Annotated in this window: 25 protein-coding genes and 6 pseudogenes; 28 read left to right on the top strand and 3 right to left on the bottom strand. The window is 36.7% G+C overall.

Annotation, left to right across the window (positions count from 1 at the left end):
- Positions 1-72: 72 nt before the first annotated feature.
- Both N7U66_RS14050 and N7U66_RS14045 read left to right on the top strand, forming a co-directional pair.
- Positions 73-600 (top strand): hypothetical protein, encoded by a 528-nt coding sequence (locus tag N7U66_RS14050; protein ID WP_267675853.1) that lies wholly within the window; start codon positions 73-75, stop codon positions 598-600.
- Complete coding sequence (locus N7U66_RS14045) at positions 581-721, top strand: hypothetical protein (protein ID WP_267675852.1); 141 nt, start codon at positions 581-583, stop codon at positions 719-721. Before N7U66_RS14050 ends, N7U66_RS14045 begins: the two co-directional genes overlap by 20 nt.
- Positions 722-933: 212 nt before the next feature.
- Here the strand turns inward: N7U66_RS14045 and N7U66_RS14040 are convergent, their stop codons facing one another.
- On the bottom strand, positions 934-1278 hold the full coding sequence (locus N7U66_RS14040) for a hypothetical protein (protein ID WP_267675851.1): 345 nt from the start codon (positions 1276-1278) through the stop codon (positions 934-936).
- A gap of 272 nt (positions 1279-1550) precedes the next feature.
- Positions 1551-2693 carry a branched-chain amino acid transport system II carrier protein gene (locus N7U66_RS14035; protein WP_313791237.1) on the bottom strand — a complete coding sequence of 381 codons (1143 nt, stop codon included), beginning with the start codon at positions 2691-2693 and terminating at the stop codon, positions 1551-1553.
- 2 nt (positions 2694-2695) lie between these two features.
- Here N7U66_RS14035 and N7U66_RS14030 point away from each other — a divergent pair, with 2 nt between their 5' ends.
- Together N7U66_RS14030 and N7U66_RS14025 are read left to right on the top strand one after the other, a co-directional pair.
- Positions 2696-3475 (top strand): alpha/beta fold hydrolase, encoded by a 780-nt coding sequence (locus N7U66_RS14030; protein ID WP_267675850.1) that lies wholly within the window; start codon positions 2696-2698, stop codon positions 3473-3475.
- A gap of 89 nt (positions 3476-3564) precedes the next feature.
- Complete coding sequence (locus N7U66_RS14025; protein WP_267675849.1) at positions 3565-3807, top strand: DUF1660 family phage protein; 243 nt, start codon at positions 3565-3567, stop codon at positions 3805-3807.
- Here N7U66_RS14025 and thiL read toward each other — a convergent pair.
- Positions 3804-4848, bottom strand: a pseudogene (gene thiL, locus N7U66_RS14020) (thiamine-phosphate kinase). The gene N7U66_RS14025 and the pseudogene thiL sit on opposite strands and share 4 nt — an antisense overlap.
- A gap of 163 nt (positions 4849-5011) precedes the next feature.
- Here thiL and N7U66_RS14015 point away from each other — a divergent pair.
- The 24 genes and pseudogenes from N7U66_RS14015 (at position 5012) to N7U66_RS13910 (ending at position 24213) form a co-directional block, all read left to right on the top strand.
- Positions 5012-5188, top strand: a complete 177-nt coding sequence (locus tag N7U66_RS14015; RefSeq protein ID WP_267675848.1) for a hypothetical protein — start codon at positions 5012-5014, stop codon at positions 5186-5188.
- A 9-nt stretch (positions 5189-5197) separates the two neighbouring features.
- The gene (locus tag N7U66_RS14010) at positions 5198-6517 is read left to right on the top strand and encodes a choice-of-anchor B family protein (RefSeq protein ID WP_267678533.1); all 1320 of its coding nucleotides are present in this window, start codon (positions 5198-5200) and stop codon (positions 6515-6517) included.
- 87 nt (positions 6518-6604) lie between these two features.
- Positions 6605-7838 (top strand): annotated as a pseudogene (locus N7U66_RS14005) (choice-of-anchor B family protein).
- Entirely contained in the window at positions 7777-8805 is a 1029-nt protein-coding gene (locus tag N7U66_RS14000; protein WP_267678606.1) for a hypothetical protein, read from the top strand. The pseudogene N7U66_RS14005 and the gene N7U66_RS14000 overlap by 62 nt, the downstream one beginning before the upstream one ends.
- Positions 8778-9101, top strand: coding sequence for a hypothetical protein (locus tag N7U66_RS13995; RefSeq protein WP_267675847.1), 324 nt, complete (start codon positions 8778-8780; stop codon positions 9099-9101). The genes N7U66_RS14000 and N7U66_RS13995 overlap by 28 nt, the downstream gene beginning before the upstream one ends.
- 112 nt (positions 9102-9213) lie before the next feature.
- Positions 9214-9981 carry an MbnP family protein gene (locus tag N7U66_RS13990; RefSeq protein WP_267675846.1) on the top strand — a complete coding sequence of 256 codons (768 nt, stop codon included), beginning with the start codon at positions 9214-9216 and terminating at the stop codon, positions 9979-9981.
- A 4-nt stretch (positions 9982-9985) separates the two neighbouring features.
- Complete coding sequence (locus tag N7U66_RS22635; protein WP_390886579.1) at positions 9986-10264, top strand: cytochrome-c peroxidase; 279 nt, start codon at positions 9986-9988, stop codon at positions 10262-10264.
- On the top strand, positions 10227-11054 hold the full coding sequence (locus N7U66_RS13985) for a cytochrome-c peroxidase (protein ID WP_390886578.1): 828 nt from the start codon (positions 10227-10229) through the stop codon (positions 11052-11054). The genes N7U66_RS22635 and N7U66_RS13985 overlap by 38 nt, the downstream gene beginning before the upstream one ends.
- A gap of 130 nt (positions 11055-11184) precedes the next feature.
- Positions 11185-11514, top strand: a complete 330-nt coding sequence (locus N7U66_RS13980; RefSeq protein WP_267675845.1) for a HesB/IscA family protein — start codon at positions 11185-11187, stop codon at positions 11512-11514.
- 51 nt (positions 11515-11565) lie between these two features.
- Positions 11566-13012 (top strand): annotated as a pseudogene (sufB, locus tag N7U66_RS13975) (Fe-S cluster assembly protein SufB).
- A gap of 32 nt (positions 13013-13044) precedes the next feature.
- Entirely contained in the window at positions 13045-13737 is a 693-nt protein-coding gene (locus N7U66_RS13970; protein ID WP_267675844.1) for an N-acyl homoserine lactonase family protein, read from the top strand.
- Complete coding sequence (locus N7U66_RS13965) at positions 13706-13924, top strand: hypothetical protein (protein ID WP_267675843.1); 219 nt, start codon at positions 13706-13708, stop codon at positions 13922-13924. Before N7U66_RS13970 ends, N7U66_RS13965 begins: the two co-directional genes overlap by 32 nt.
- A 172-nt stretch (positions 13925-14096) precedes the next feature.
- Entirely contained in the window at positions 14097-14339 is a 243-nt protein-coding gene (locus tag N7U66_RS13960) for a hypothetical protein (protein WP_267675842.1), read from the top strand.
- Positions 14340-14343: 4 nt separating this feature from the next.
- Positions 14344-15096, top strand: a pseudogene (gene sufC, locus N7U66_RS13955) (Fe-S cluster assembly ATPase SufC).
- 148 nt (positions 15097-15244) lie between these two features.
- Positions 15245-16558 carry a Fe-S cluster assembly protein SufD gene (sufD, locus tag N7U66_RS13950; RefSeq protein WP_267675841.1) on the top strand — a complete coding sequence of 438 codons (1314 nt, stop codon included), beginning with the start codon at positions 15245-15247 and terminating at the stop codon, positions 16556-16558.
- A pseudogene (locus tag N7U66_RS13945) lies at positions 16558-17771 on the top strand (aminotransferase class V-fold PLP-dependent enzyme). Before sufD ends, N7U66_RS13945 begins: the two are co-directional and overlap by 1 nt.
- A gap of 173 nt (positions 17772-17944) precedes the next feature.
- A complete protein-coding gene (locus N7U66_RS22060; RefSeq protein ID WP_313791236.1) occupies positions 17945-18274 on the top strand; it encodes a hypothetical protein in 330 nt (109 codons plus the stop codon).
- Positions 18275-18282: 8 nt separating this feature from the next.
- A complete protein-coding gene (locus N7U66_RS13940) occupies positions 18283-18996 on the top strand; it encodes a zinc metalloprotease (RefSeq protein ID WP_313791235.1) in 714 nt (237 codons plus the stop codon).
- 84 nt (positions 18997-19080) lie between these two features.
- Positions 19081-19887: an META domain-containing protein gene (locus N7U66_RS13935; protein WP_267675840.1), complete on the top strand. Its 807-nt coding sequence runs from the start codon at positions 19081-19083 to the stop codon at positions 19885-19887.
- A 46-nt stretch (positions 19888-19933) separates the two neighbouring features.
- Entirely contained in the window at positions 19934-20359 is a 426-nt protein-coding gene (locus N7U66_RS13930) for a SufE family protein (protein ID WP_267675839.1), read from the top strand.
- Positions 20360-20402: 43 nt separating this feature from the next.
- Complete coding sequence (locus N7U66_RS13925; protein ID WP_267675838.1) at positions 20403-20729, top strand: DUF59 domain-containing protein; 327 nt, start codon at positions 20403-20405, stop codon at positions 20727-20729.
- A 47-nt stretch (positions 20730-20776) separates the two neighbouring features.
- A pseudogene (locus N7U66_RS13920) lies at positions 20777-22612 on the top strand (ABC transporter ATP-binding protein).
- A 29-nt stretch (positions 22613-22641) separates the two neighbouring features.
- Positions 22642-23145: a DUF2480 family protein gene (locus N7U66_RS13915; protein WP_267675837.1), complete on the top strand. Its 504-nt coding sequence runs from the start codon at positions 22642-22644 to the stop codon at positions 23143-23145.
- Positions 23146-23268: 123 nt separating this feature from the next.
- Entirely contained in the window at positions 23269-24213 is a 945-nt protein-coding gene (locus tag N7U66_RS13910) for a DUF3078 domain-containing protein (RefSeq protein WP_267675836.1), read from the top strand.
- The last annotated feature ends 170 nt before the right edge of the window (positions 24214-24383 follow it).

Below are 24383 nucleotides of genomic sequence, written 5' to 3'. Positions count from 1 at the left end.
GGAACTGTCCTTAAGTAAATGAAAATTAAAAAATTAGTCTATTTTTACACAAAATGTTAAATAATTAACAACATGAAGACCATTGCCACTTGCGTTGAAGAAATTTTGGTTACACAACCCTTCCTGGAAGAAGCATTATCACGAAGCATTATTAATTTTTCAGCCTTAGCAGAAGAACTGCAGACTCCTATTAGTACTATGTTAAGAAAACCAGTAAAAACTGGTGCGATTATGATGGCTTTACGACGGTACAACCCGCCAAAAGATTTAAGACATTCCAATCAATTAAAGGCAGTGTTAAAAAATTTAGGAGATATTACCGTACGTTCTAACCTCGTTGATTTTACGTTCCGGAATTCTAAGACCTTAATAAACAGCCACAGTCAACTTATGGCAACAATAGACACCCATGCTTTTTACGGGTTCTCCCGAGGCATCCATGAAAGTAATATGGTGATTTCTGCTTCCGAAAAGCAAAAGATACAAGACCATTTTAAGCATGAAGTATTGATTGGTTTACAGGAAAACCTATCGGCAATCAGCATTCGTCTACCGAGAAAACAACTCAAAAATTTCAGGTTTGTATTACCAAATATTTAAGCGTTTTGCTTGGGAAGGCATCTCACTATACGAAGTCATTTCTACAACTAATGAGTTCACCGTTTTAGTAGAAGATCATGTTGTAGACAAAGCCTTTTCGGCTATAAAGCGGCTGCATTAATAGCGGTCATTTTCAACAAGTAGTTAAACCGCTGGAAACTGTTAGAACCCGACATTATAAAAAACATTCATTTAGTGACTAATTGATCTTAATGGCGCCTCCATTAGAATCGTAAACAACCCTAGAATTAATCTATTGCCTACAATCAGCTAGCTCTATGTAATAAAGCTTCGTCAAGCATTAAATTATGGGATTTTACAAAGACTATTCCATTACAGATAATTCCCTGAATCTACCGCTTTGGTATAATTTGCTTCTACCTTACTTATAAAATCAAAAAACTTGCTTCCATCTTTCTTTTTGAGAACAACATAGGTTTCTCCATTGTTTTTAGTCACCACTTCATCTATCACGACTTCATTTCTACAGACAGGTTTGTAACTTGCAATCTTCCCACGTTTAACCAATATATTTAACTGCGGAAATGAGACGTGATTGTAAAACTGTCCGGAAGGTCCATTGATTCTTAACAGCTCCCCAATTTTTGGTGAATCTTGTGCCTGCGCGAACCAACAAACGCTCAAACAAACCACTAACAAAAACGTTTTTTTCATCATTTAATTATTTAATTACCAACAGAAAGTTACTTATTACGTATTTAAAAAACAACTTTTTCAACATAAATGTAAAGGTCAATTCTACAACAATCGAAGTGTACGCCTCACAGACATATTAGCTACGACAAACCCAAAGACTGCTGGTAACAGCCAACCCAAGCTATACTTCCCTAATGGAATGACCGTAATGACTTTATTCAATCCTTCAGTAGGCATTAAAAACAGTAATACATCTCGGAATACTAAAAACAACAGTAAGCAATACCACCACTCTAAAAACCAATGAAGTTGCCCATTTTTCTCGGAATAGCATTCAACAATATGAGTACAATGGTTATAGGATAAATAAACAATAATACAGGTAAAGCGATAACAATTATAGAGTTAAAATCCATTTGCCCAACAAGAACCCCTAATAAAGAGGCAATAACAGCTGTAATCGTATACACTCTTTTAGAGTCTTTAAATATCCCTTTGAAATAATCGGCAGTTCCTGTAACGATACCTACAGCGGTGGTAAAACAAGCTAAAGAAATTAAAACACTTAAAATAGAATTACCAAAATTTCCCAACGCTTTAATACTTATGCCTCGTAGTAAGTTGGCACGCTGCATGTCATTGCTTAAATCTTCATTGATATTAATTTCTGACCCATAAAATGCTCCAATAGCAATTAAGCCCGCATAAATGACAAACAATCCAAACCCTGCAATCAAGCCAGCTTTTTTAATGAGCACTTTCTTTGCTTCAAAAGTCGCCTCCGTTTTCATATTAATCGATATAATAATAACTGCGCCAACCACTACGGCCCCAATGGCATCAAAAGTTTGATAGCCTTCTAAAATACCACTCACAATGGGCGCTTCAAATTGGGAGCTATTGGCAATCATTTGTGTAGAAAACAATCCAATACCTATAACTACCAAAAGCATAATGACTATTAAGGGTGTTAAATATTTACCTATAAGGTTTAATATTTTAGAGCGGTTTAAAGCAAAAATCAAAACCAAAATAAAATAAATACAACTGGTTAATAGTGGCGAGGTACCAAATGTGGGGTGTATAGCAATTTCGTGTGTAGCTGCTGCGGTTCTTGGTGAAGGTATGGCTACCGCAATAACATAAATAAGAATGCAATACACCAAACTAAATGTGCTGGAGACCTTTTTTCCAAAATCAAATAAGGTTCCTTGTAATTTGGCATGAGAATAAATACCTATTATGGGAATGACTACGGCTGTAATTATAAAACCTAAAAGCACCCAAAACCAATCGCTCCCCGCATTATAGCCCAAAAGCGGTGGCAATAATAAATTACCGGCACCAAAAAAAAGTGAAAACAATGCAAAACTAGTTATTAAAAGGTCTTTGGTTTTATTCAAAACATTCAAATTATATTTGTCGAATATACTCAAATATGATTTTAGATTATAAAGGGATTAACATATTTTATACAGACACTGGAAAAGGAGAGGTCATTGTTTTACTACATGGCTTTCTTGAAGACCACACGATGTGGCATGATTTAGTGGTGAAAATATCTAACAACAACAGAGTGGTTTGTATCGATTTATTAGGTCATGGAAAAACAGGTGTTTTGGGCTATATTCATACGATGGAAGAAATGGCTACAGTTGTAAAAACCGTTTTAAACCATTTAAGATTAAGAAAATACACCATTATAGGTCACTCTATGGGAGGTTACGTGGCATTGGCCTTTGCGAAATTATTTCCTAACAACATAAAAGGAGTCTGCTTACTAAATTCTACTTACGAAGCCGATGATTCTGAAAGGAAACAAATAAGAACCCGTGCAAATAAAATGGTGCAAACCAATTTCGAGAGCATGGTACGCATGAGTTTTACTAATCTCTTCAGCGCAAAAAGCAAGCTAGAACACCAAGAAGCATTTGAAGAAGCATTACAAATCGCACTTAAAACATCTCTTCAAGGGTATATGGCTGCTCAAGAAGGCATGAAGCGTCGCGAAGATTTTTCGACATCGTTTGCCCAAACATCCTATAAAAAAGCAATACTTTTAGGAAAAAAAGACACGGTAATTAACGTCAAAAACACCATTAAATTTGCTAAAAATCATAACATTGACACGCACATTTTTTCCGAAGGCCACATGAGTTATATAGAAAATAAAACAGACTTTATTAAAGAAATTGTGCATTTCATCGAAAAAACATAGCTTATGGGCGGATATTTGTTTTTTTTGATTAAGTTTAACTCCCTATTAATCACAACTATAAAAACTTAATCTAAAATCTTCCCTTAATTATGCAGTTATATTGTAACTTATTCGGACACAAATTTGAAGTCTCAAAAAAGGTAACTTACCACGTTAGTGAATACAAATGTTGCCATTGTAAAAAAGAATTAACCACCAATAGTAATGGTAATCTTACTCCATTAACACCCAAATACAAAGAAATAAATTCCATTTTAAGCCGCGTTCATGCAAAACGTCAAGAAAGATTGCGTCGTGAAGAACTGGTCACTACTTATAAATTAAGTTCCTAATTATCAAAACTTTTCCAGCCTTGGGCTTGTAGCGGGATTTTTGTTTCTGCTCCGGTTACCAAGTGTGCTCCTGCATTTTCTTCGGTTATAAAACCAATAACTGTTAAATTAGGATTTGCTTTAATTTTAGGAAAATCTTCTTGAGATATAGTCATTAATAACTCATAATCTTCACCACCACTCAATGCTACTGTTGTACTGTCTATATCAAATTCTTCGCAAGTTGAAATTACTTGAGGGTCTAAAGGAATCTTATCCTCATATAGATCACATCCTACACGACTTGCCTTACAAATATGTAAGATTTCTGAAGACAGTCCGTCGCTAATATCAATCATTGCGGTTGGCTTTACTTCCAAATCTTTGAGTAACTTTATAATATCTTTTCGTGCTTCCGGTTTTAACTGGCGCTCCATGATATACGTATAGTGATCTAAATCTGGTTGATTATTTGGGTTCACTTTAAAGACTTCCTTTTCACGTTCCAAAATTTGAAGGCCCATATATGCCCCCCTAAATCTCCAGTAACGACTAATAAATCATTAGGTTTTGCGCCACTTCTATACACCTCTTCACCGGATTTCACCTGCCCAATAGCTGTTACTGATATTAACAGTCCGTAGTAGAAGACGTGGTGTCTCCACCAACGACATCAACGTTATATATTTTTGCTGCCGTTTCTATACCTGCATACAGCTCTTCCGGAGCTTCTAATGGAAACCGATTAGACACCGCAATCGATACGGTGATTTGAGTGGCTTCGGCATTCATGGCATACACGTCAGACAAATTCACAACAACTGCTTTGTAACCCAAATGCTTTAATGGCACATAGCTTAAATCGAAATGCACACCTTCAACTAACAGGTCGGTGGTGACAACCATTTGTTTGTTTTGGGCATCAATTACCGCTGCATCATCACCAATAGATTTGATTGTCGACTCTTGTTTTGTCTCAAAATTTTTAGTCAGGTGATCTATCAGTCCAAATTCTCCCAATTCACTTAAGGGCGTACGTTGTTGATTTTTATCTTCTATCATGCTGCAAAAATAAGAAGCTTTATTAAATAGACTGTATATTATAGATAATCTTATGAAAAAAAAAAAAAACAAACAACACTTGTTAGTGCATTTTAACACAGGCATTCAACATTTTATCGTTTTTTTATTATAATTTCGCTCCATTAATTAACACCTAAATCTTATGTTAAAAAATTACGTTTCAGTATTTCTAATTTGTTTTTTGTTTCAAGGTACAGTATTCGCACAAACCCCTTGCGATTCTAGCACCGGGATGGCTGGTGTTTACCCCTGTAATGATTACGACTTAATGTCTAATATGCCCATATCTACTTTAGCAACTGCAGCTGGCAACCCGTAAGGGAGTGATATTTGGGGCTGGACAGATTCACAAACAGGCAAAGAATATGCGATAATTGCCACAACAAATAGCACCGCTTTTGTAGATGTTTCAGATCCTGTGAATCCCGTATTTTTAGGAAGAATTGAAACTGCCGCTGGAACGAATTTTTGGAGAGATGTGAAAGTATATAACAATTACGCATTTATTGTTGCCGATAATGTAGGCAGCCATGGCATGCAAGTTTTTGACTTAACCATACTTAGAAATGGAGTCGATCCAAACTTAATCTTTGAGGGAGCCCAGGTACTAAAATATACAGGAGACGGTGGATCAGGAGACATTGTTATAGGAAGCTGTCATAATATAGTAATTAATGAATCTGAAGGCATTGCCTATTTAGTAGGTTGTGGTTCGGCGAATGGTGGTGGGCCAATTTTTGTAGATATAAGCACCCCTACCAGCCCAACAACATTAGGAGACTATACTGCAGCAGGATACACACATGACGCGCAAGTAGTAACTTACAATGGTCCTGACACAGACCATACGGGTAAACAAATATTTATTGGAAGTAATGGAAATACAGACAAAGTAGTCATTCCGGATGTTACCGATAAAACCAATGTCACTCTCATTAATGATTTTACCTACCCCCAAACTGCCTATGCACATCAAGGTTGGTTTACTGAGGATCAACGGTACTTTATTTTAGGAGATGAAGTAGATGAACAAAGTTTTGGAAATAACACGAGAACGCTTGTTTTCGATATGATAGATTTAGATGCTGATTTTAGCAATGCTGCATTACTTAACACTTACACTGGGCCTACACTTGCTATAGATCATAACGGTTATGTGAATGGGAATAAGTTTTATTTGGCCAATTACAGGGCGGGAATGCGAGTACTCGACGTACCAACATTATTGTCATCAAACAACAGTGCTTCTGAAATAGGCTTTTTTGATACCTACCCTAGCAGTAACAGCGCAAACTTTAATGGCGCTTGGAGTATCTATCCCTACTTTGCCAGTGGCAATATTATAATAAGCGATATAGAACGTGGGCTTTTTGTTGTAAGACAAAGTAATACACTTAGCACCCCTGATTATAATATGACCAATTCATTTTCACTTTCTCCAAATCCTACCAACTCGGTTTCTATTATAAAAAGTAATTCTAATACATCAATTAATAGTATTCAAATCTATAGTATTACGGGTCAGAAAGTTTATGACAATAACAATATTAACACAAAAGAATTCGTTTTACCTTTAACAGAGTATCGTTCAGGCATTTATTTGGTTAAAATAAACGGAACAACAACTAAAAAATTAATCAAAAAATAGAACTCGCGAATATAAATTGTAGATCGTTTTTTTGGTTGATCCTAGTACAATGCTTTGTTAAAATTAAAAAAAACTGAAATTAAAAAAATGAAAAACATTCCAAAGTTTGTTGTTGGAACTGGACTCTTATTCTTGTTCACGTTTATTAGTTGCACTAAAGATGACGATAAACCTGCTGTAAATAGTAGTCCAGCATCTCCATGTGTAAATGGTATGGCTGGGGTATTTCCCTGTCAAGGCTATGACCTTATGGCTAATCTTTCCATTTCTCAAATGGGAGCAGAAGGTAAAGGCAATGATTCTTGGGGATGGACAGACCCCATAACAGGTAACGAATATGCACTTGTAGGCACTTCATCTGCCGCTGTTTTTGTAGATATTACAGATCCCACAAATTTAGTGGTCGTAGGATTATTACCAACAGCAACAATTAATAGCTCTTGGAGAGACATCAAAGTTTATAATGATCACGCTTATATAGTGAGTGAGGCTGCGAACCACGGCATGCAAGTCTTCGATTTAACTCGACTAAGAACCGTGGCAAATTCACCACAAATTTTTAACGCAGATGCACATTATACTGGCTTTGGTAGCGCACATAACATTGTAATAAATGAAGAAAGTGGCTATGCTTATGGTGTAGGCACGAGATTAAATGGCGCTTCAACTTATAACGGCGGCCCGCACTTTGTAAATATACAAGACCCAACAAACCCTGTAGCAGCCGGAGGTTTTGATTTGGGTGGTTATTCTCACGATGCACAGGTGGTCACTTACAATGGACCGAGATACCGACTTTACAGGAAAAGAAATTTTAATTGGAAGCAACGAAAACAAAGTAGTTATTGCCGATATTACAGACAAAACAAACCCTATAGAAATCGCCACTATAGATTATGCCAATATTGGTTATACACACCAAGGATGGTTTAGTGAGGATAAAAAATATTTTATTTTGGGTGATGAACTAGATGAACAATACTATGGCGGCAATACGCGAACCTTGGTTTTTGATTTTACAGATTTAGACAACCCTAAATTACATATGGAATACACCGGTAAAACGCTTGCCATTGACCATAACGGCTATGTTAATAATAACACGTACTATCAGGCTAATTATCGCGCTGGCGTTCGAATGATTGATCTATCAAATATAGATTCAAATGTCATGTCAGAAGTTGGATTCTTTGATACCTATCCAGAAGATAATAATGCTAATTTTAACGGTGCTTGGAATGTGTACCCCTATTTTAATAGTGGAAATATTATTATTAGTGATATGGAAAGAGGCCTATTTGTTATTAGAAAAAGCAATTAAACGAATGATGACCCGTTCTAAAAATTTACTGTTTTTATTCTTAAGTACATTTATACTGTTTATCGGTTGTAAAACTGATGATGATTATGATGCCGGGGTGACAGGCATTTACGGCAATTTAGATTTTACAAAAATTTATGGTGGAACAAAAAACGAGAGCGCACAAGCTATCGTTAGCACAGAAGACGGCGGCTATGCTGTTCTAGGTTTCACACAAAGCATGGATGGTGATATTAGCGATAAAACAAACGAAAGTTACGATTATTGGCTATTAAAATTTAATGCTGAAAGTGAATTGCAATGGAATAAAACCTATGGTGGCACAGCAGACGACCGGGGAAAAGACATCATTCAAACCCAAGAAGGTGGTTATGCTATTTTAGGGTCCAGTTATAGTAACGACGAAGACGTTAGCGGGAACGCCGGTCAAGAAGATTATTGGTTAGCTAAACTAGATGCCTCAGGGACGCTTTCATGGCAAAAATCATTTGGCTATTCCGGTACAGATTCAGGTCTTTCTGTCATTCAAACTAGTGATGGCGGTTATTTAGTATCAGGGATTTTAGACGTGACTGCTTCTAGTGGCGAAGGCAATACATCTAGAAATACCAACAAGCATGCTGGTGGCGATTATTGGATTATAAAATTAGATGCCGCTGGAGCATTACAATGGAGTAAGTATTTTGGAGGGTTGCTTTCCGATACACCTCGAGGAATTGTAGAAGCAGAAAACAACAGCTTTATTATCGCTGGTAGCTCAGATAGTGCAGATACAGATATTTCTAATAACAAGGGTTCCTACGATTTTTGGGTTATTAAAATTTCAAATACGGGCGCTTTGTTGTGGGAGAAATCCTTTGGAGGTGGAGAAATTGATGAGGCATGGGCTATAACAACATCTGGTGATGGTAATTATATAATCGCTGGTGATACCGAAGCATGGATCAAGATGTGTCTAATTATATAGGTGCTGCCGATTTGTGGCTCATTAAAATATCCCCTGCTGGCGAATTGCTTTGGGAAAAAACAATAGGTGGCACTAGTTTTGATGTGGCTAGGGCTATAGTCAAAACACAAGATAATGGTTTCCTTTTAGCAGGAAGCTCCGAAGTTCAGATGTTGATGTTCAAAATAATCAAGGTCAAAATGATGCCTGGATTCTTAAAGTGGATAGCAACGGCGCATTACAATGGGAAACAACTGTGGGAGGCACTAATATTGATTTTGCCTATGGTGTGGCAGAGCTTAAAAACAAAACAGTGATTGCTGTGGGAGAGACCTCTAGTAATGATGGGGATATACTAGTAAACAAAGGCTTTACAGACCTACTAATGATAAAATTTAAATAATAATGCCAAAGATTTTTACCCTTTTTATGATTTCAATACTTCTACTATATTCATGTAGTGAAGATCGTGATGACAATTTAACTTTACAAACTGACGCCAAAACCACGTTTAGCTTTACCCATTATTGGGATGACACCCAAATAACCAGTTCAGATTTTAACACGATACAATACACAAATGCCAATGGCGAAACGCTTAGCATAGAAACCCTTAGGTATCTCATTTCAGATGTCACATTTACTAAAGAAAACGGTGAGAAAATTGTGATAGAAGGCTACAACTTAGTAAATCTAAAAACAGACACAAATCTAACCTATAGTCCCTTAGATAATATTCCGTTAGGAACTTATACCAATGTGTCTTTCACCTTTGGTTTTGATGCCGAAGACAATATTGACGGTGCATACTTAGATTTAAATTCAGAATCCTGGGCCGTACCCAACACCCCTATGTTAGGAAGCGTGGGTGGCTATCACTATATGCAATTAGAAGGTAAATTTACGAACAGTACAACGCCGGAAACGGGTTATGCATACCATGTTATAAGAGCCGCAGATGGCAATACCAATCCACCAACTATTGAAGAAACTTTTATTGAGGTCGACCTAGGCCCAATAACCATAGAAAGAGATATTAATTTTGAAATAAAAATGAATATTGCCGAATGGTTTAAAAACACGTTCCAATGGGATTTAACCGTATGGAACACCATGCTTATGCCCAATTTTCAAGCACAATTAAAGATGAATCAAAATGGACAAAACGTGTTTAGTTTAGGTGCCGTTACACAGTAATTACATGAAACACTGGTTTATATACATGCTCTTATTTACTTTTATCTTGGCGTGCTCGAAAGAGGATTCACCAGATACCGAAGTATATGAACCTACCCCTGTAGCCCTAGACATTCCAGTTCTTTTTCAGCAAACAATACTTTCGCCTATTATTCCAAATAACAACCCCCAAACTCCGGAAGGTGTCGCTTTGGGAAAAAAATTATTCTTTGATCCTATTTTGTCTGATGATGAAACCATGTCCTGTGCGTCATGCCATAAACCGAGAAAATGCCTTTACTGATGATTCTGCCACAAGTGATGGTATTGATGGCATTTTTGGAAATAGAAATGCCATGCCCCTATTCAACCTCGCCTGGAACTACGATGAACGTTTCGCCTGGGACGGAAAAGAACTCAGTTTAGAGCGACAAGCTTTAGAACCTGTACAAAACCCTATAGAAATGCATAGTGATTGGGATGATGTCGTTGCGAAATTAGCAACGCATCCGGAGTACCCCAAATTGTTTCGCTTAGCTTTTAAAACGACGACAATCACCAAAGAATTAACCACAAAAGCGCTGGCTCAGTTTGAGCGCACACTTATTTCAGCGAACTCTAAATTTGACAAGTTTTCATTGGGCGAAACCACCTTAACACCTCAAGAGCAAAATGGTTTAGCGGTGTTTTTAGATGAATCGCGTGGCGATTGTTTTCATTGTCATGGCAATCCCAACAACCCCTTGTGGACAGACAACCTATTTCACAATAACGGTTTAGATGCCAATTTTTCAGATTTAGGCTTGGGCCGTGTAACGGGAGACCCCAATGACAACGGAAAATTCAAAAGCCCCTCTTTAAGAAATTTAGCATTCACCGCACCATATATGCATGACGGCCGTTTTGAAACTTTAGATGCAGTGATTGATTTTTATTCTGAAGGCCTCCAAAACTCACCAACCATAGATCCGTTAATGAAAAAAGTAGAAGACGGTGGTGTACAACTTTCTAATCAAGATAAAGCCGACTTAAAAGCTTTTCTTTTATCACTATCTGATCCCTCATTTCTTACCAATCCTGATTTTCAGAATTAAAACGTTTCACAGAAAGCAATTCATAGACAAATACTATAACCACATATGCTAATATAATGTTAGGTTGTATGGTAAAAACAGACATATATCGTATCTTTGCACTCTATTTAGAGTTAATCTATATAAGAATATGATAAAAGTTTCTGAAACAGCTAAAAAGAAAGTTATTGAATTAATGACTGACGATGGTTATGTCCCTGGTGAGCATTATGTACGTGTAGGCGTAAAAAGTGGCGGTTGCTCCGGGCTTTCTTACGATTTAAAATTTGATAAAACCCAAGAAGCGGAGGATAAAGTTTTTGAAGATAATGGTGTAAAAATCATTGTTGATAAAAAAAGCTTTTTATACCTCATAGGTACCACTTTAGAATATTCGGGTGGATTGAATGGCGCTGGTTTCGTTTTCAATAACCCTAACGCTAACCGAACTTGCGGTTGCGGCGAATCTTTTTCGCTATAGACCAATCCCAACCTTCCCATTGTGAAGGAGTTTAAAAACGAAAATCTAATTATGTCAAAATATACTGAAGACGATTTAAGAGAAGAATTAAAAACCAAAGAATACGAATATGGTTTTTACACAGATATAAAATCTGACACCTTCCCAATTGGTTTAAATGAAGATATTGTTCGCGCTATTTCTAAGAAAAAAGAAGAGCCTGAATGGATGACTGACTGGCGATTAGAGGCTTTTCGTCACTGGAAAACCATGGAAGAACCGGAGTGGGCAAACGTACATTACAAAAAGCCGATTTCCAAGCCATCGCCTATTATTCTGCGCCAGTTGCTGTAGATCCTAATAAAACGTTAGATGATGTGGATCCAGATCTATTGGCCATGTATAAGAAATTAGGAATCTCTATAGATGAGCAAAAAAAGATGAACAACGTCGCTATGGATATTGTGGTCGATTCAGTGTCTGTAGCTACTACCTTCAAAAAAACATTAGGTGAGAAAGGGATTATTTTCATGAGTATTTCGGAAGCCATTAAAGAGCATCCCGAATTAGTGAGAAAATATTTAGGAACGGTCGTGCCCCAAAAAGATAATTTTTATGCGGCTTTAAATTCAGCCGTATTTAGTGATGGATCCTTCTGCTATATTCCAAAAGGCGTACGTTGCCCTATGGAGTTGTCGACCTATTTTAGAATTAACCAAGGAGGCACCGGACAATTTGAGCGCACATTACTCGTCGCAGACGAAGGCAGCTACGTGTCTTATTTGGAAGGCTGTACCGCACCAAGTCGGGATGAAAATCAATTGCATGCCGCCGTTGTGGAGCTTATTGCTTTAGACGATGCTGAAATTAAATATTCTACAGTACAAAACTGGTATCCTGGAAATGCCGAAGGAAAAGGTGGCGTTTTTAATTTCGTGACCAAAAGAGGCATTTGCGAGAAAAACGCAAAAATATCGTGGACACAAGTGGAAACTGGAAGTGCCGTGACTTGGAAATACCCGAGTTGTATTTTAAAAGGTGATAATTCTGTTGGTGAATTTTACTCTATTGCTGTGACTAATAATTATCAGCAAGCAGATACGGGAACAAAAATGATTCATTTAGGAAAAAACACAAAATCTACTATTATTTCAAAAGGTATTTCGGCAGGTAAATCACAAAACTCTTATCGCGGATTAGTACAAATCAATTCCGAGCAGACAACGCACGTAACTTCTCGCAATGCGACAGTTTACTTATGGGTAATGAATGTGGCGCACATACCTTCCCATACATTGAAGCAAAAAACAAAACCGCCATGGTAGAACATGAGGCGACAACCAGTAAAATTGGTGAAGACCAGATTTTCTATTGTAACCAACGTGGTATTGATACAGAAAAAGCAATAGCACTTATTGTAAATGGCTTTAGTAAAGAAGTACTAAATAAATTACCAATGGAGTTTGCTGTTGAAGCACAAAAGCTATTGGAAATCAGCTTGGAAGGTTCTGTAGGATAAAAAAACGGTATTGATTTAAATATGAAACACCTATGAAAAAAACAATCGGATTACTTGTATTACTTATAGCTGCCACCTCTTGTAAAGATTTCAAACAAGGTATACAAGATGGTCACAATAGTGCGCAAGAAGACACTCAAACAACTCAAACTGAGGTTAAATTATACACCTTAAACGGGGGAACAGTTCAGGTGAATAAGTTAGACATTTTTTCTCAAGACACCACGTACCAGGGCCAAACAAAAACCTTTGCCGATGCCTTCTACATTATTGAACATCCTAAGGGGCGTTTACTATGGGATGCCGGTTTAGCAGAAGGCTTAGTTGGCCAAGACCCTTTTACTACGCCAGATGGTGCTTTTACCGTCTCAAGAAAAGATTCTATAATCTCTCAATTAAAAGAATTGAATCTAACCCCTAAAGATTTTGATTATATCGCTTTGTCGCATACCCATTTTGATCACACTGGTTCTGCTTCAAAATTTGCCGATGCCACATGGTTGGTTCAAGAATCTGAATATAATTTTATAACTAGTGACGCACAGAAAAAAGGAGACAATTATCCACCGGTTGCAGCACTTACAAAGGTAAAAAAGCTTAATGGGGATTATGATGTGTTTGATGACGGTTCTGTTATTATAAAATCTATGCCAGGACATACACCAGGGCATCAAGCGCTTTATTTAAACTTGGTTGAAGCTGGGCCAGTATTATTATCTCGGTGACCTTTACCATTTTCAAGAAAACAGAGATTCCGGTGGGGTGCCAAGTTTCAATTATAGTGTTGAAGAAACGCTAACCAGCATGGATGCTTTTGAAGCGTTTGCGAAAGAAAAAAACGCTAAAGTATACATTCAACATTCTGCCGATGATTTTAATAGATTACCTAAGTATCCTAAATTCTTAAACTAGTGATGAAGCAAATTTTAATTTTAATGTTATGCGCCTCATGTTTTACAAGTTGTAAAGAGGACACCAAAACAACAAAATCACCAATAGGTGCTGATGGCCCGAAAAAACTGCCAAACAGAGTGATGGTTTAACGTTATTAAGAGGCGAGTTTATTTATTATTCGGATGCCGCAGTGATGCAAGTAGGAAATTCCGTTTTTGGAGTCGTTATCGATGATAAAATGCACGAATTATATGATATGGGAAAGCCATATAGACAAGAACCTACAGATGGTATCTTGGCTGAAGTAAGAGGCAAACTCATCCCTAAACCAGAAGGTAAAGAAGGATGGCCATTTAATGTAGAGATAAAAGAAATTATAAACGTCAAAAAATTAAATCCAACACAAAACGAAATCGTTAAAATTGGAAAATAAGCATATGTTACAAATCAAAAATTTACACGCGAGTGTTGAAGGTAAATCAATTTTAAAAGGAATAAACCTGGAAGTTAAAGCAGGCGAAGTGCATGCTATTATGGGACCTAACGGGTGCTGGTAAAAGTACTTTAGCTTCAGTTATTGCTGGGAAAGAAGAATACGAAGTTGAAAAAGGTGAAATTATTCTTGAAGGTGAGGACATCGAAGACTTAGCAGCAGAAGAGCGTGCTCATAAAGGCATCTTTTTATCCTTTCAATATCCAGTAGAAATTCCAGGCGTGTCAGTGACCAATTTTATAAAAACCGCAATCAACGCCAATCGCAAAGCCAAAGGTCTTGAAGACATGCCTGCAAAAGACATGTTAAAAATGATTAAGGAAAAGGCTGAAATGCTAGAGATTGACCGTAAATTCTTATCCCGCTCATTAAACGAGGGGTTTTCTCGTGGAGAAAAGAAACGAAATGAGATTTTTCAACTCGCCATGTTAGAACCTAAGTTAGCCATTTTAGATGAAACAGATTCGCGTTTAGATATTGATGCGCTTCGTATTGTTGCCAACGGGGTGAACAAATTAAAATCTAAAGACAACGCAGTAATAGTAATCACACACTACCAACGTTTATTAGATTATATCGTTCCGATTTCGTTCATGTTTTACACAATGGTAAAATTGTAAAATCCGGCGGAAAAGAATTAGCGCACGAGCTGGAAGAAAAAGGATACGATTGGATAAAAGAAGAAGCAAACGCATAGATTAGTAAGCAGTGGTCAAGCTTCAGTAGGCAGTAGCTTACTCAAGCATGATTACTCTTAAAACAATAAAAGTAGTCAATCCTATAAATAAAACAGTTAGCAATTGCGTGGACTGAAAAATAAATACTGATTACTGAAGACTTACAACATGGATTTAAAAGAAAAATTAGTAACCTCATTTTTAGCATTCGAAAATGATATCGATATGGACTCTCCTTTACACGATATCCGTAGCGAAGCCATAAAAACATTTGAAACCGTTGGTTTTCCTTCTAAAAAAGAGGAAGATTGGAAATACACCTCGCTTAAAAGTATTTTAAAAGAGGATTATAGCGTGTTCCCAAGACAGGAAAATGCCCTAGAATATAAAGATGTAAAAAAGTATTTTCTTCATGATATCGATACTTATAAAATAGTGTTTATTGACGGAAAATACTCATCACATTTATCACAGACCACACATGATGGTATTGATGTTTGTTTGATGTCTTCAGCTTTAAACAAACCAAAATACAGGTTGATTATTGAAAATTACTTCAATAAAGTCGCAACAAAAGACAGTTTAGCATCTCTGAACACGGCATTTTCCAACGAAGGCGCTTACATACATATTCCGAAGAATAAAATGGTTGAAAAACCGATTCAGATCTTACACTTTTCAACAGGAAATGAAGCGGCATTACTATTACAACCTCGTAATTTAATCGTAGTGGACGAGAATTCTCATGTTCAAATTATTGAACGTCATCAAAGTTTAACTGATAATCCTGTTTTAACAAACAGTGTTACAGAAATCTTTGGAAACAAACGGGCCATTGTTGACTATTATAAAATACAAAATGATAACGGAAACGCCTCTTTAATAGATAACACCTTTATAAATCAAAAGGACCAAAGTCACTGTTCTGTGCATACGTTTTCATTTGGTGGCAAACTAATACGTAACAATCTAAACTTTTACCAAAATGGTGAACGTATCGATTCTACCATGAAAGGGATTACCATAATTGGCGAAAAACAACATGTTGATCACAACACACTGGTGCACCATATTGAGCCCAATTGCGAAAGTCACCAAGATTACAAGGGCATTTATGGCGATAGCGCTACAGGTGTTTTTAATGGCAAGGTCGTGGTTAATAAAGAAGCTCAAAAAACCAATGCGTTTCAAGCGAATAATAACATTTTAGTAAGTGACAAAGCGTCTATAAATACAAAACCGCAATTAGAAATTTTTGCAGATGATGTGAAATGTTCACATGGGTGTACTATTGGACAATTAGATGAAAGCGCCATGTTTTATATGCGTTCACGTGGTATTCCCGAGAAAGAAGCCAAAGCCTTATTGATGTTTGCCTTTAGTAACAACGTACTGAGTTCAGTAAAAATTCCTGAATTGAAGCAACGTATTACTAAGTTAATTGCAAATAAACTGGGTGTTAATTTGGGGTTTGATCTTTAATGCTAGATTTAAAAAACATAAGAAAAGACTTTCCAATACTTTCTCGCAAAGTTAATGGTAAACCGTTAGTGTATTTTGACAACGCAGCAACCTCACAAACACCGCAACAAGTTATAGACGTTATCGTTGACTACTATTCTAACTACAACGCAAACATTCACCGTGGGGTTCACACATTAAGCCAGGAAGCCACAGATAAATATGAAGCGGCCGGAAATACCATTCAACAGCATTTCAATGCCAAACACGCTTACGAGATTATATTAACTTCGGGACTACCGAAAGTATCAATTTAGTTGCTCATGGTTTTGCGTCACTAATAAAGGAAGGAGATGAAATTATAGTTTCTGCTTTAGAGCATCATAGCAATATTGTGCCTTGGCAAATGCTTTGTGAAAAAACTGGCGCATTATTAAAAGTGATTCCTATGAACCTAAATGGTGAATTGGAAATGGATACGTATTCCCAATTACTTTCAGATAAAACAAAACTGGTTTTTGTTAATCATATTTCTAATGCTTTAGGCACCATCAACCCCATAGAAAAGATAATCGAACAAGCACATGCGGTTGGTGCTGCAGTACTAATTGATGGTGCACAAGCGGCTCCGCACATAAAACCGGACGTTCAAGCCTTAGATGTTGATTTTTACGTCACTTCTGCTCATAAAATCTGCGGACCCACCGGTGTTGGGATGCTCTACGGCAAAGAAACCTGGCTTGAAAAATTACCGCCGTATCAAGGGGGTGGCGAAATGATTGCCACCGTAAGTTTCGAAAAAACGACCTATGCGGGTTTACCACATAAATTTGAAGCGGGGACACCAAACATTTGTGGAGGTATTGCTTTTGGTGCTGCTATAGATTACATGAATAGTGTAGGCTTTGATGATATTGCCGACTACGAAAACGAACTTCTAGCCTACGGTACAGAACAACTTCTAAAAATAGACGGCTTAAGAATTTACGGCACTTCAAAAAATAAAACCTCAGTTATTTCCTTTAATTTAAAAGGCATTCATCCTTACGATGTTGGAACCCTTTTGGATAAAATGGGGATTGCTGTTAGAACAGGACACCATTGTGCACAACCTATTATGGATTTCTACAACATTCCAGGAACCGTTCGTGCCTCTTTTGCTTTTTACAATACTAAAGAAGAAATAGACGCTTTAGTCACTGGAGTTAAGAAAGCAAAGATGATGCTGTCCTAACACAACCCTCTAATAGCCAATTCTTTAAGGCCTTTTACCGATAATCTACTACATTGACTGTTTTTCAACAAATGTACTTTATCGAAAAGTTAAGGTTGCCTTAGTATTTTAACATTTTTTTTGAGATAATTTTATATATTCGGCAAACATTTAACCCTTATATTAAATAATTAATGAAAAAATTAATCCTAAGTATGGCTGTTTTAGCCTTAGTATTTACGTCATGTAATGATGACAAAACAGAAGACCTAAAAGATGAACAATCTAAAATAGATATGAGCAACTTTTACGTGTACACCGATGCCGATGTAGATGAAGCAAATAGAGTTGCAGAAGGCAAAGCCTCTTGTTACTCCATGGTAAATTTAAACAGACAGTTAAATAAAGATCCGCAACTAGCGGATAAAATGTACGATGTAGAGTACAATACAAGAAAATTTCTTGCGGCTAAAGGCAAGCCAACCGGAGGTGGAGGTTCCGTAATCCGGATGTTCTTCCCGTAAATGATGGTATGGGTGTAATAAACATTCCTGTTTATGTTCACGTGGTTTATAGTAACTCAGTTGAAAACATTAGTAGTGCACAAGTTAATTCTCAAATCTCTGTATTAAATGCAGATTTTAGAAAGACCAATAATGATGCGAATCAATTACCATCAGAATTTGATAATGCCATTACAGATTCAGAAATAGAATTTACTTTAGCAGGAACATTTAGATACGCAAGTAGTAATACCTCTTGGGGAACGAATGACGCTGTAAAATCAGCCTACCCTCCTATCACTCCTGAAACGCACCTTAACATTTGGGTATGTAGCATTGGAGGTGGTATCTTAGGTTACGCACAATTTCCTGGAGGAAACTCTAGTACAGACGGTGTTGTTATAGGGACTCAGTATTTTGGTAGTACAGGATATGTTGCCGCTCCATTTGATAAAGGTAGAACAGGAACTCACGAAGTGGGCCATTACTTAAACTTACGTCACATTTGGGGAGATGGAAGATGTCGTCAAGATGATTTTGTTGCCGACACCCCTTCTTCTGATGGACCAAACTACGGTTGTCCGTCTTACCCAACAGTGAACTGTAAGTCTAACGACATGACTATGAATTACATGGATTATACCAATGATACATGTATGTATATGTTCTCTGATGGACAAAGAAATAGAATGCGTGCTATTTTTGCACCAGGTGGATCTAGAGCTGCATTAGCTGGAAACTAAGTTTTCTTAACATAAAAAAACAAAAGACGCCAAGTTTGGCGTCTTTTTTGTATTATTATATCGAGTAATCAAATAACAACTAAAATGAAAACAATCACAATATTACTATTCACAGTTATTTTAAATGCTTGTGGCGCATCTGAAAGTAAAACTTCAGATTCAGTAGATCAAAACAACAACAGCAGTCAAGAAACCTTAAATGGTTCCTTTATGGTTTCTGATATGAATAACACTAGTTCCCTAGAGAACTTGACACTTAACTTTGAAGAAACTTCAAATAAAGTTAGTGGATTTTCCGGATGTAATCGTTTTTTTGGAGATTACACTTTAGAAAATAACACCATTTCTTTTAAAGATTTAGCTTCTACTAAAAAAATGTGTTTAGAGAATGAAAACACTTTAGAATTAAAAATGATGAAAGCCTTAACAGAAACTACAAACTTTCGAATTAAGGATAATAAAATCGTGCTTTATAATGGAGAAAAGGAACTACTTACGGCAACTAAAACTTCTGCGGCAGAAATGATGCAGAATGATATTAAAATTGAGTATAAAGCACATACTAGAGGGAGCTTTAAAAAAATAATTATTGACAATAAAAAGGTAACTGTTCAAAACGTTATTGACGGTAAAGCAGAAGTGAAAACGTGTAGCGATGAAGATTGGAAAGCCCTAATGACGCTTATTGAAAAAACAGATTTAAAAGCCATGACTACACTGGAAGCACCCAGTAAAGCTTTTCAGTACGATGGCGCTGCAATGGTTAACTTTTCTATTCTTATAGACGGTGATACTTACAATGCACCTGGCTTTGATGCTGGTAATCCAAATAAAGCTATTGAACCCTTAGTCACTATGGTTTTAAATATAGCTGCTGAAACTAAGGGATAAATCTACAAGATTTCCGTAATTTTGCATCAGATATAAGATATACAAAATGCAAAGCATACAAGAGATACAAGCTGACATTATTGATGAGTTTTCCATGTTTGAAGATTGGGAAGAACGTTATCAATATATGATAGACCTAGGTAAGGATTTACCCTTAATAGACGAGCAATATAAAACCGAAAGTAATATCATTAAAGGCTGCCAAAGTAAAGTATGGGTGCACGCCGAAATGCAAGACAACAAAATCGCGTTTACGGCAGATAGCGATGCCATTATTACCAAAGGTATTATTGCTATACTCATTAGAGCGTTTTCAAACCAACACCCTAAAGATATTATTGAAGCTAACACGGATTTTATAGATGACATAGGGTTAAAAGAACACTTGTCCCCTACCCGTGCCAATGGATTGGTTAGTATGATTAAACAATTAAAATTGTATGCCGTTGCATACCAAACACAATTAAATTAGAAAGTGAATTACCGCCCATGCGGAAATGAAAAAGTACAATATAATGAGCGATACAGTTATAGATACCACAGAACTTGGAGAAAAAATAGTAAAGGTTTTAAAAACCATTTTTGATCCAGAAATCCCAGTTGACATATATGAATTAGGACTAATTTATGATGTTTTCGTGAATGAAGATTACGATGTTAAAATCTTAATGACTTTAACAACCCCTAATTGTCCTGTTGCCGAAACCTTACCCCTAGAAGTGGAAGAAAAAGTAAAATCACTTAAGGACGTGAAAGATGCCGAAGTAGAAATCACTTTCGATCCGCCATGGACGCAAGATTTAATGAGTGAGGAGGCAAAATTAGAGCTGGGCATGCTTTAATTTAGCACCAACTACGGCTTTTGCTATCGCAGTAATCACAAAAATTAATGCCAAGACAAACACCAAAATCATTAAAAGACGGAAATAAAACCAGCTTAAAACAATCTTTTAGTGCATTGGTATTCATTCCCGATTCTTTAAAGAAATGCGGAATACCAATAAAAAGCTCTTTTTAATGTCTGCGTTTTGCAGATTAATTGGTGCCGTTTTACCCGTCATTATTTTGTGGGTGGGTAAACTCATCATTGATGAAATCATACTTCAAACCAAATTAGAGACTACCAATCTGTCCCAGCTTTGGACTTATGTCGCTATAGAATTAGGATTAATTATTCTTTCTGAATTAGTGAGCAGAGCCATTCAACTCACCGATGGACTATTGGGTGATGCCTATTCTATTGATACTTCAGTAAGAATCATTAAAAAAACCAATCAAATAGATATTAGTCTCCTTGAAGACTCTGAATTTTACGACAAGCTGGAGCGCGCGAGAACACAAACCACAGGACGTGTGGGCCTTATGTCTAACGCTTTAGGCGAAGTGCAGAGCCTAATTTCTATTGCCACACTAGTGGCTGGATTAATCTACTTCGAGCCTTATCTTATTATTTTACTGGTCTTAAGTATTATTCCTTCTTTTATAAATGAAATTTGGTTTAGCCAACAGCAATACTCATTAGCAAGAGGCTGGACGGCCGAACGACGCGAATTGGACTACCTGAGGTATATTGGCGCCAACGACAAAACGGCGAAAGAAATTAAGCTTTTTGGACTTACTGATTTTGTAGTAGACCGTTTTAAAAACCTATCTCAAGAATATTATGAACTAAATAAAAAATTAGCAATTAAACGTTCTGCGCTTGGTTTCTTATTTAATGTGTTAGGTACCTTAAGCTATTATGGCGCCTATGTATTTATTATATACCGGGTTATTTCTCGCGTGATTTCCTTAGGCGAACTCACCTTCTTATCTGGTGCCTTTAATAGGTTAACACGAAACTTACAGGACTTCTTTTCAAAGTTTACGCGTATCTCTGAAAGTGCTTTATATCTCAAGGACTATTTCGATTTTATTGATATTTCGGTCGCCTCTAAGTATGTGGAAGACATGCAGCTTCCTGAGAAAATCACGGAAGGTTTTGAGTTTAAAAATGTGAGGTTTTCTTATCCGAGAATCCGATAACGAAATTTTAAAAGGCATCAGCTTTAAAATTAAAGCCGGTGAAAAACTAGCCTTTGTAGGTCAAAATGGCGCTGGAAAAACGACGTTAACGAAGTTACTACTCCGTTTTTACGAGCCTACTTCCAGTGCGATTTTACTAGACGGCGTAAATATAAACCGCTATAACAAAGCAGCCTATCAAGCACTTTTTGGCGTTATTTTTCAAGATTTCTTTAAATACGAATTCACCGTTAGAGAAAATATTGCCATTGGCGATATTAGCCAAATAGACAATCAAGATAAAATTGAAAAAGCAGCAGAATTAAGTTTAGCCAATGAGGTGGTTTCAGAATTGAAACGGGGATACAATCAACAATTAGGCAAGCGTTTTTATAAGGGTCAGGAATTGTCCGGCGGCCAATGGCAAAAAATAGCCTTGGCTAGAGCTTATATGAAAGACGCCAAAGTGATGATTTTAGATGAGCCCACTTCTGCCTTAGATGCTAAAGCAGAAAGTGAGGTTTTCGAACGGTTTATAGGCTTAACCGAAGATAAAACAAGCATTATTATCTCCCATAGATTTAGTACGGTGCGGCAAGCTAATAAAATTTTAGTTCTAGATGAAGGCCGTGTTTTAGAGATGGGAACCCACGATGCATTAATGGCAAACCAATCGCTTTATGCCCAACTTTTTCAGCTACAAGCGGAAGGTTATCAATAAATTCATTAAAATATACTTAACTTTGAATTATGGCAGATGAAATTATCAATCGCGTAGCGAATAGCAAATTAGTAACCTTTGATCTTGAGGATTTTTATCCTGAAGGAGAACGTGTCTTATTTGATATTAAAGATTGGCTCATGGAAGGCTTAGTTTTAAGAGAAAAGGCCTTTCGAGAACATGTAAAAAACCACGATTGGTCAAAGTATAAAAATAGTTACGTCGCCTTATCTTGCTCAACAGACGCTATTGTTCCTGCCTGGGCGTTTATGCTGTTAACAGTAAGCCTAGAACCTTTTGTTGAAAAAGTGGTTATTGGAACCCTGATAGATTTAGAAACCTCCATTTATCAAGACATTTTAGCCACCATAGACGTGGCATCTTTTACAGATATGCCTGTAATTATTAAAGGCTGTTCTAATAAGCCCGTGCCTGTAAATGCGTACACCATGTTAATTAAAAAACTTAAACCCGTGGTAAAATCATTAATGTATGGGGAAGCCTGCTCTTCTGTACCGCTTTACAAACGTTAACAAATTTGTTAATTATTAATTTTACACGTATTTTACACTTTAACTTCTTACTTTATTTTTGATATACATTTGTACAACGTTTATCTTTGCAAGCGTTTATTTTAAAATATAATTGATCCAAACATGAAAAAATTAATAGTATTATCTGCCTTTTTTATTGGAGTGGTTTCCATGAATGCGCAGACTAAAGAAGAACTTAAAACAGAAAAAGCAGAGAAGCAAGCGGAAGCTAATAAATTTCAAGCAGAAGCAGATGCTATTCAAACCAAAATAGATGCCTTACCAGGTTGGAGAAAAGGGGCTTTTGGTACCATTGGAGGAAGTTATTCTGAATTTACGAATTGGTATTCGCAAGGTTCTCCAAACAACACCTCGGCAAACCTAGGTTTTACAGTCAACGCCTTTGCTAACTTAAAACAAGATGATTTTTTCTCGAGAAATGCCCTGAATGTCAATTTAGGTTGGGTAAAGTTAGACGATAAAGACGACCCCACCGACAGTGACAAATTTAGAGAGGCTACAGATGTGTTTAACATCTCTTCTTTATATGGCAGAAATATTACTAAGACCTTTGCTGTTTCGGGCTTAGCAGAATACAGAACCACCCTTTTAGACAATTTTAATGATCCAGGCTACTTAGATGTTGGGGTTGGTGGGACTTGGAATCCTATTGAAAACCTTTTTGTGGTCATTCACCCCTTAAACTACAACTTTGTCTTTGCTGAAAACGATGCTGTTTTTGAATCGTCCTTGGGAGCTAAAATAGTGGCAGACTATACCGCTAAATTTGGAAAAGTAAATTTTAAATCTAACTTTTCAACCTTCCGAAGCTATGACAGTAGCGACTTATCTAACTTTACATGGACCAACTCGTTTGGCTACACCCTTTGGAAGAAAATTGGTGTTGGTTTTGACTTTGGCTTAAGAAGCAACAAACAAGAAGCTCTAAGCTATGCGCTTGGTCAATACGACCCTATGGCCATTCCATTACAAGTTGTTCCAACATTTGACAATGTAGATAATAAATTACAAACCTATTGGGTACTTGGTTTGAGTTATAATTTGTAGTAAAACATTTAATTACCAAAAAAAGCAAGTAGAACTTATGTTTTGCTTGCTTTTTTAGTCTTGTATCTTTTTGCTGTTTTTGTTGTTATAATAAGCTTCTTGAAGTCTTTAAATTTACAGATAATCAATACTGGTTTCGACAAGCTCAACCTGACAAAGCTCATTTAAAT

It is taken from the genome of Lacinutrix neustonica (genome assembly GCF_026625145.1).
GTDB classification, from domain to species: domain Bacteria; phylum Bacteroidota; class Bacteroidia; order Flavobacteriales; family Flavobacteriaceae; genus Lacinutrix; species Lacinutrix neustonica.
Note: the sequence above shows the minus strand (reverse complement) of the source record. Positions and strands in the feature narration are given on the sequence as shown.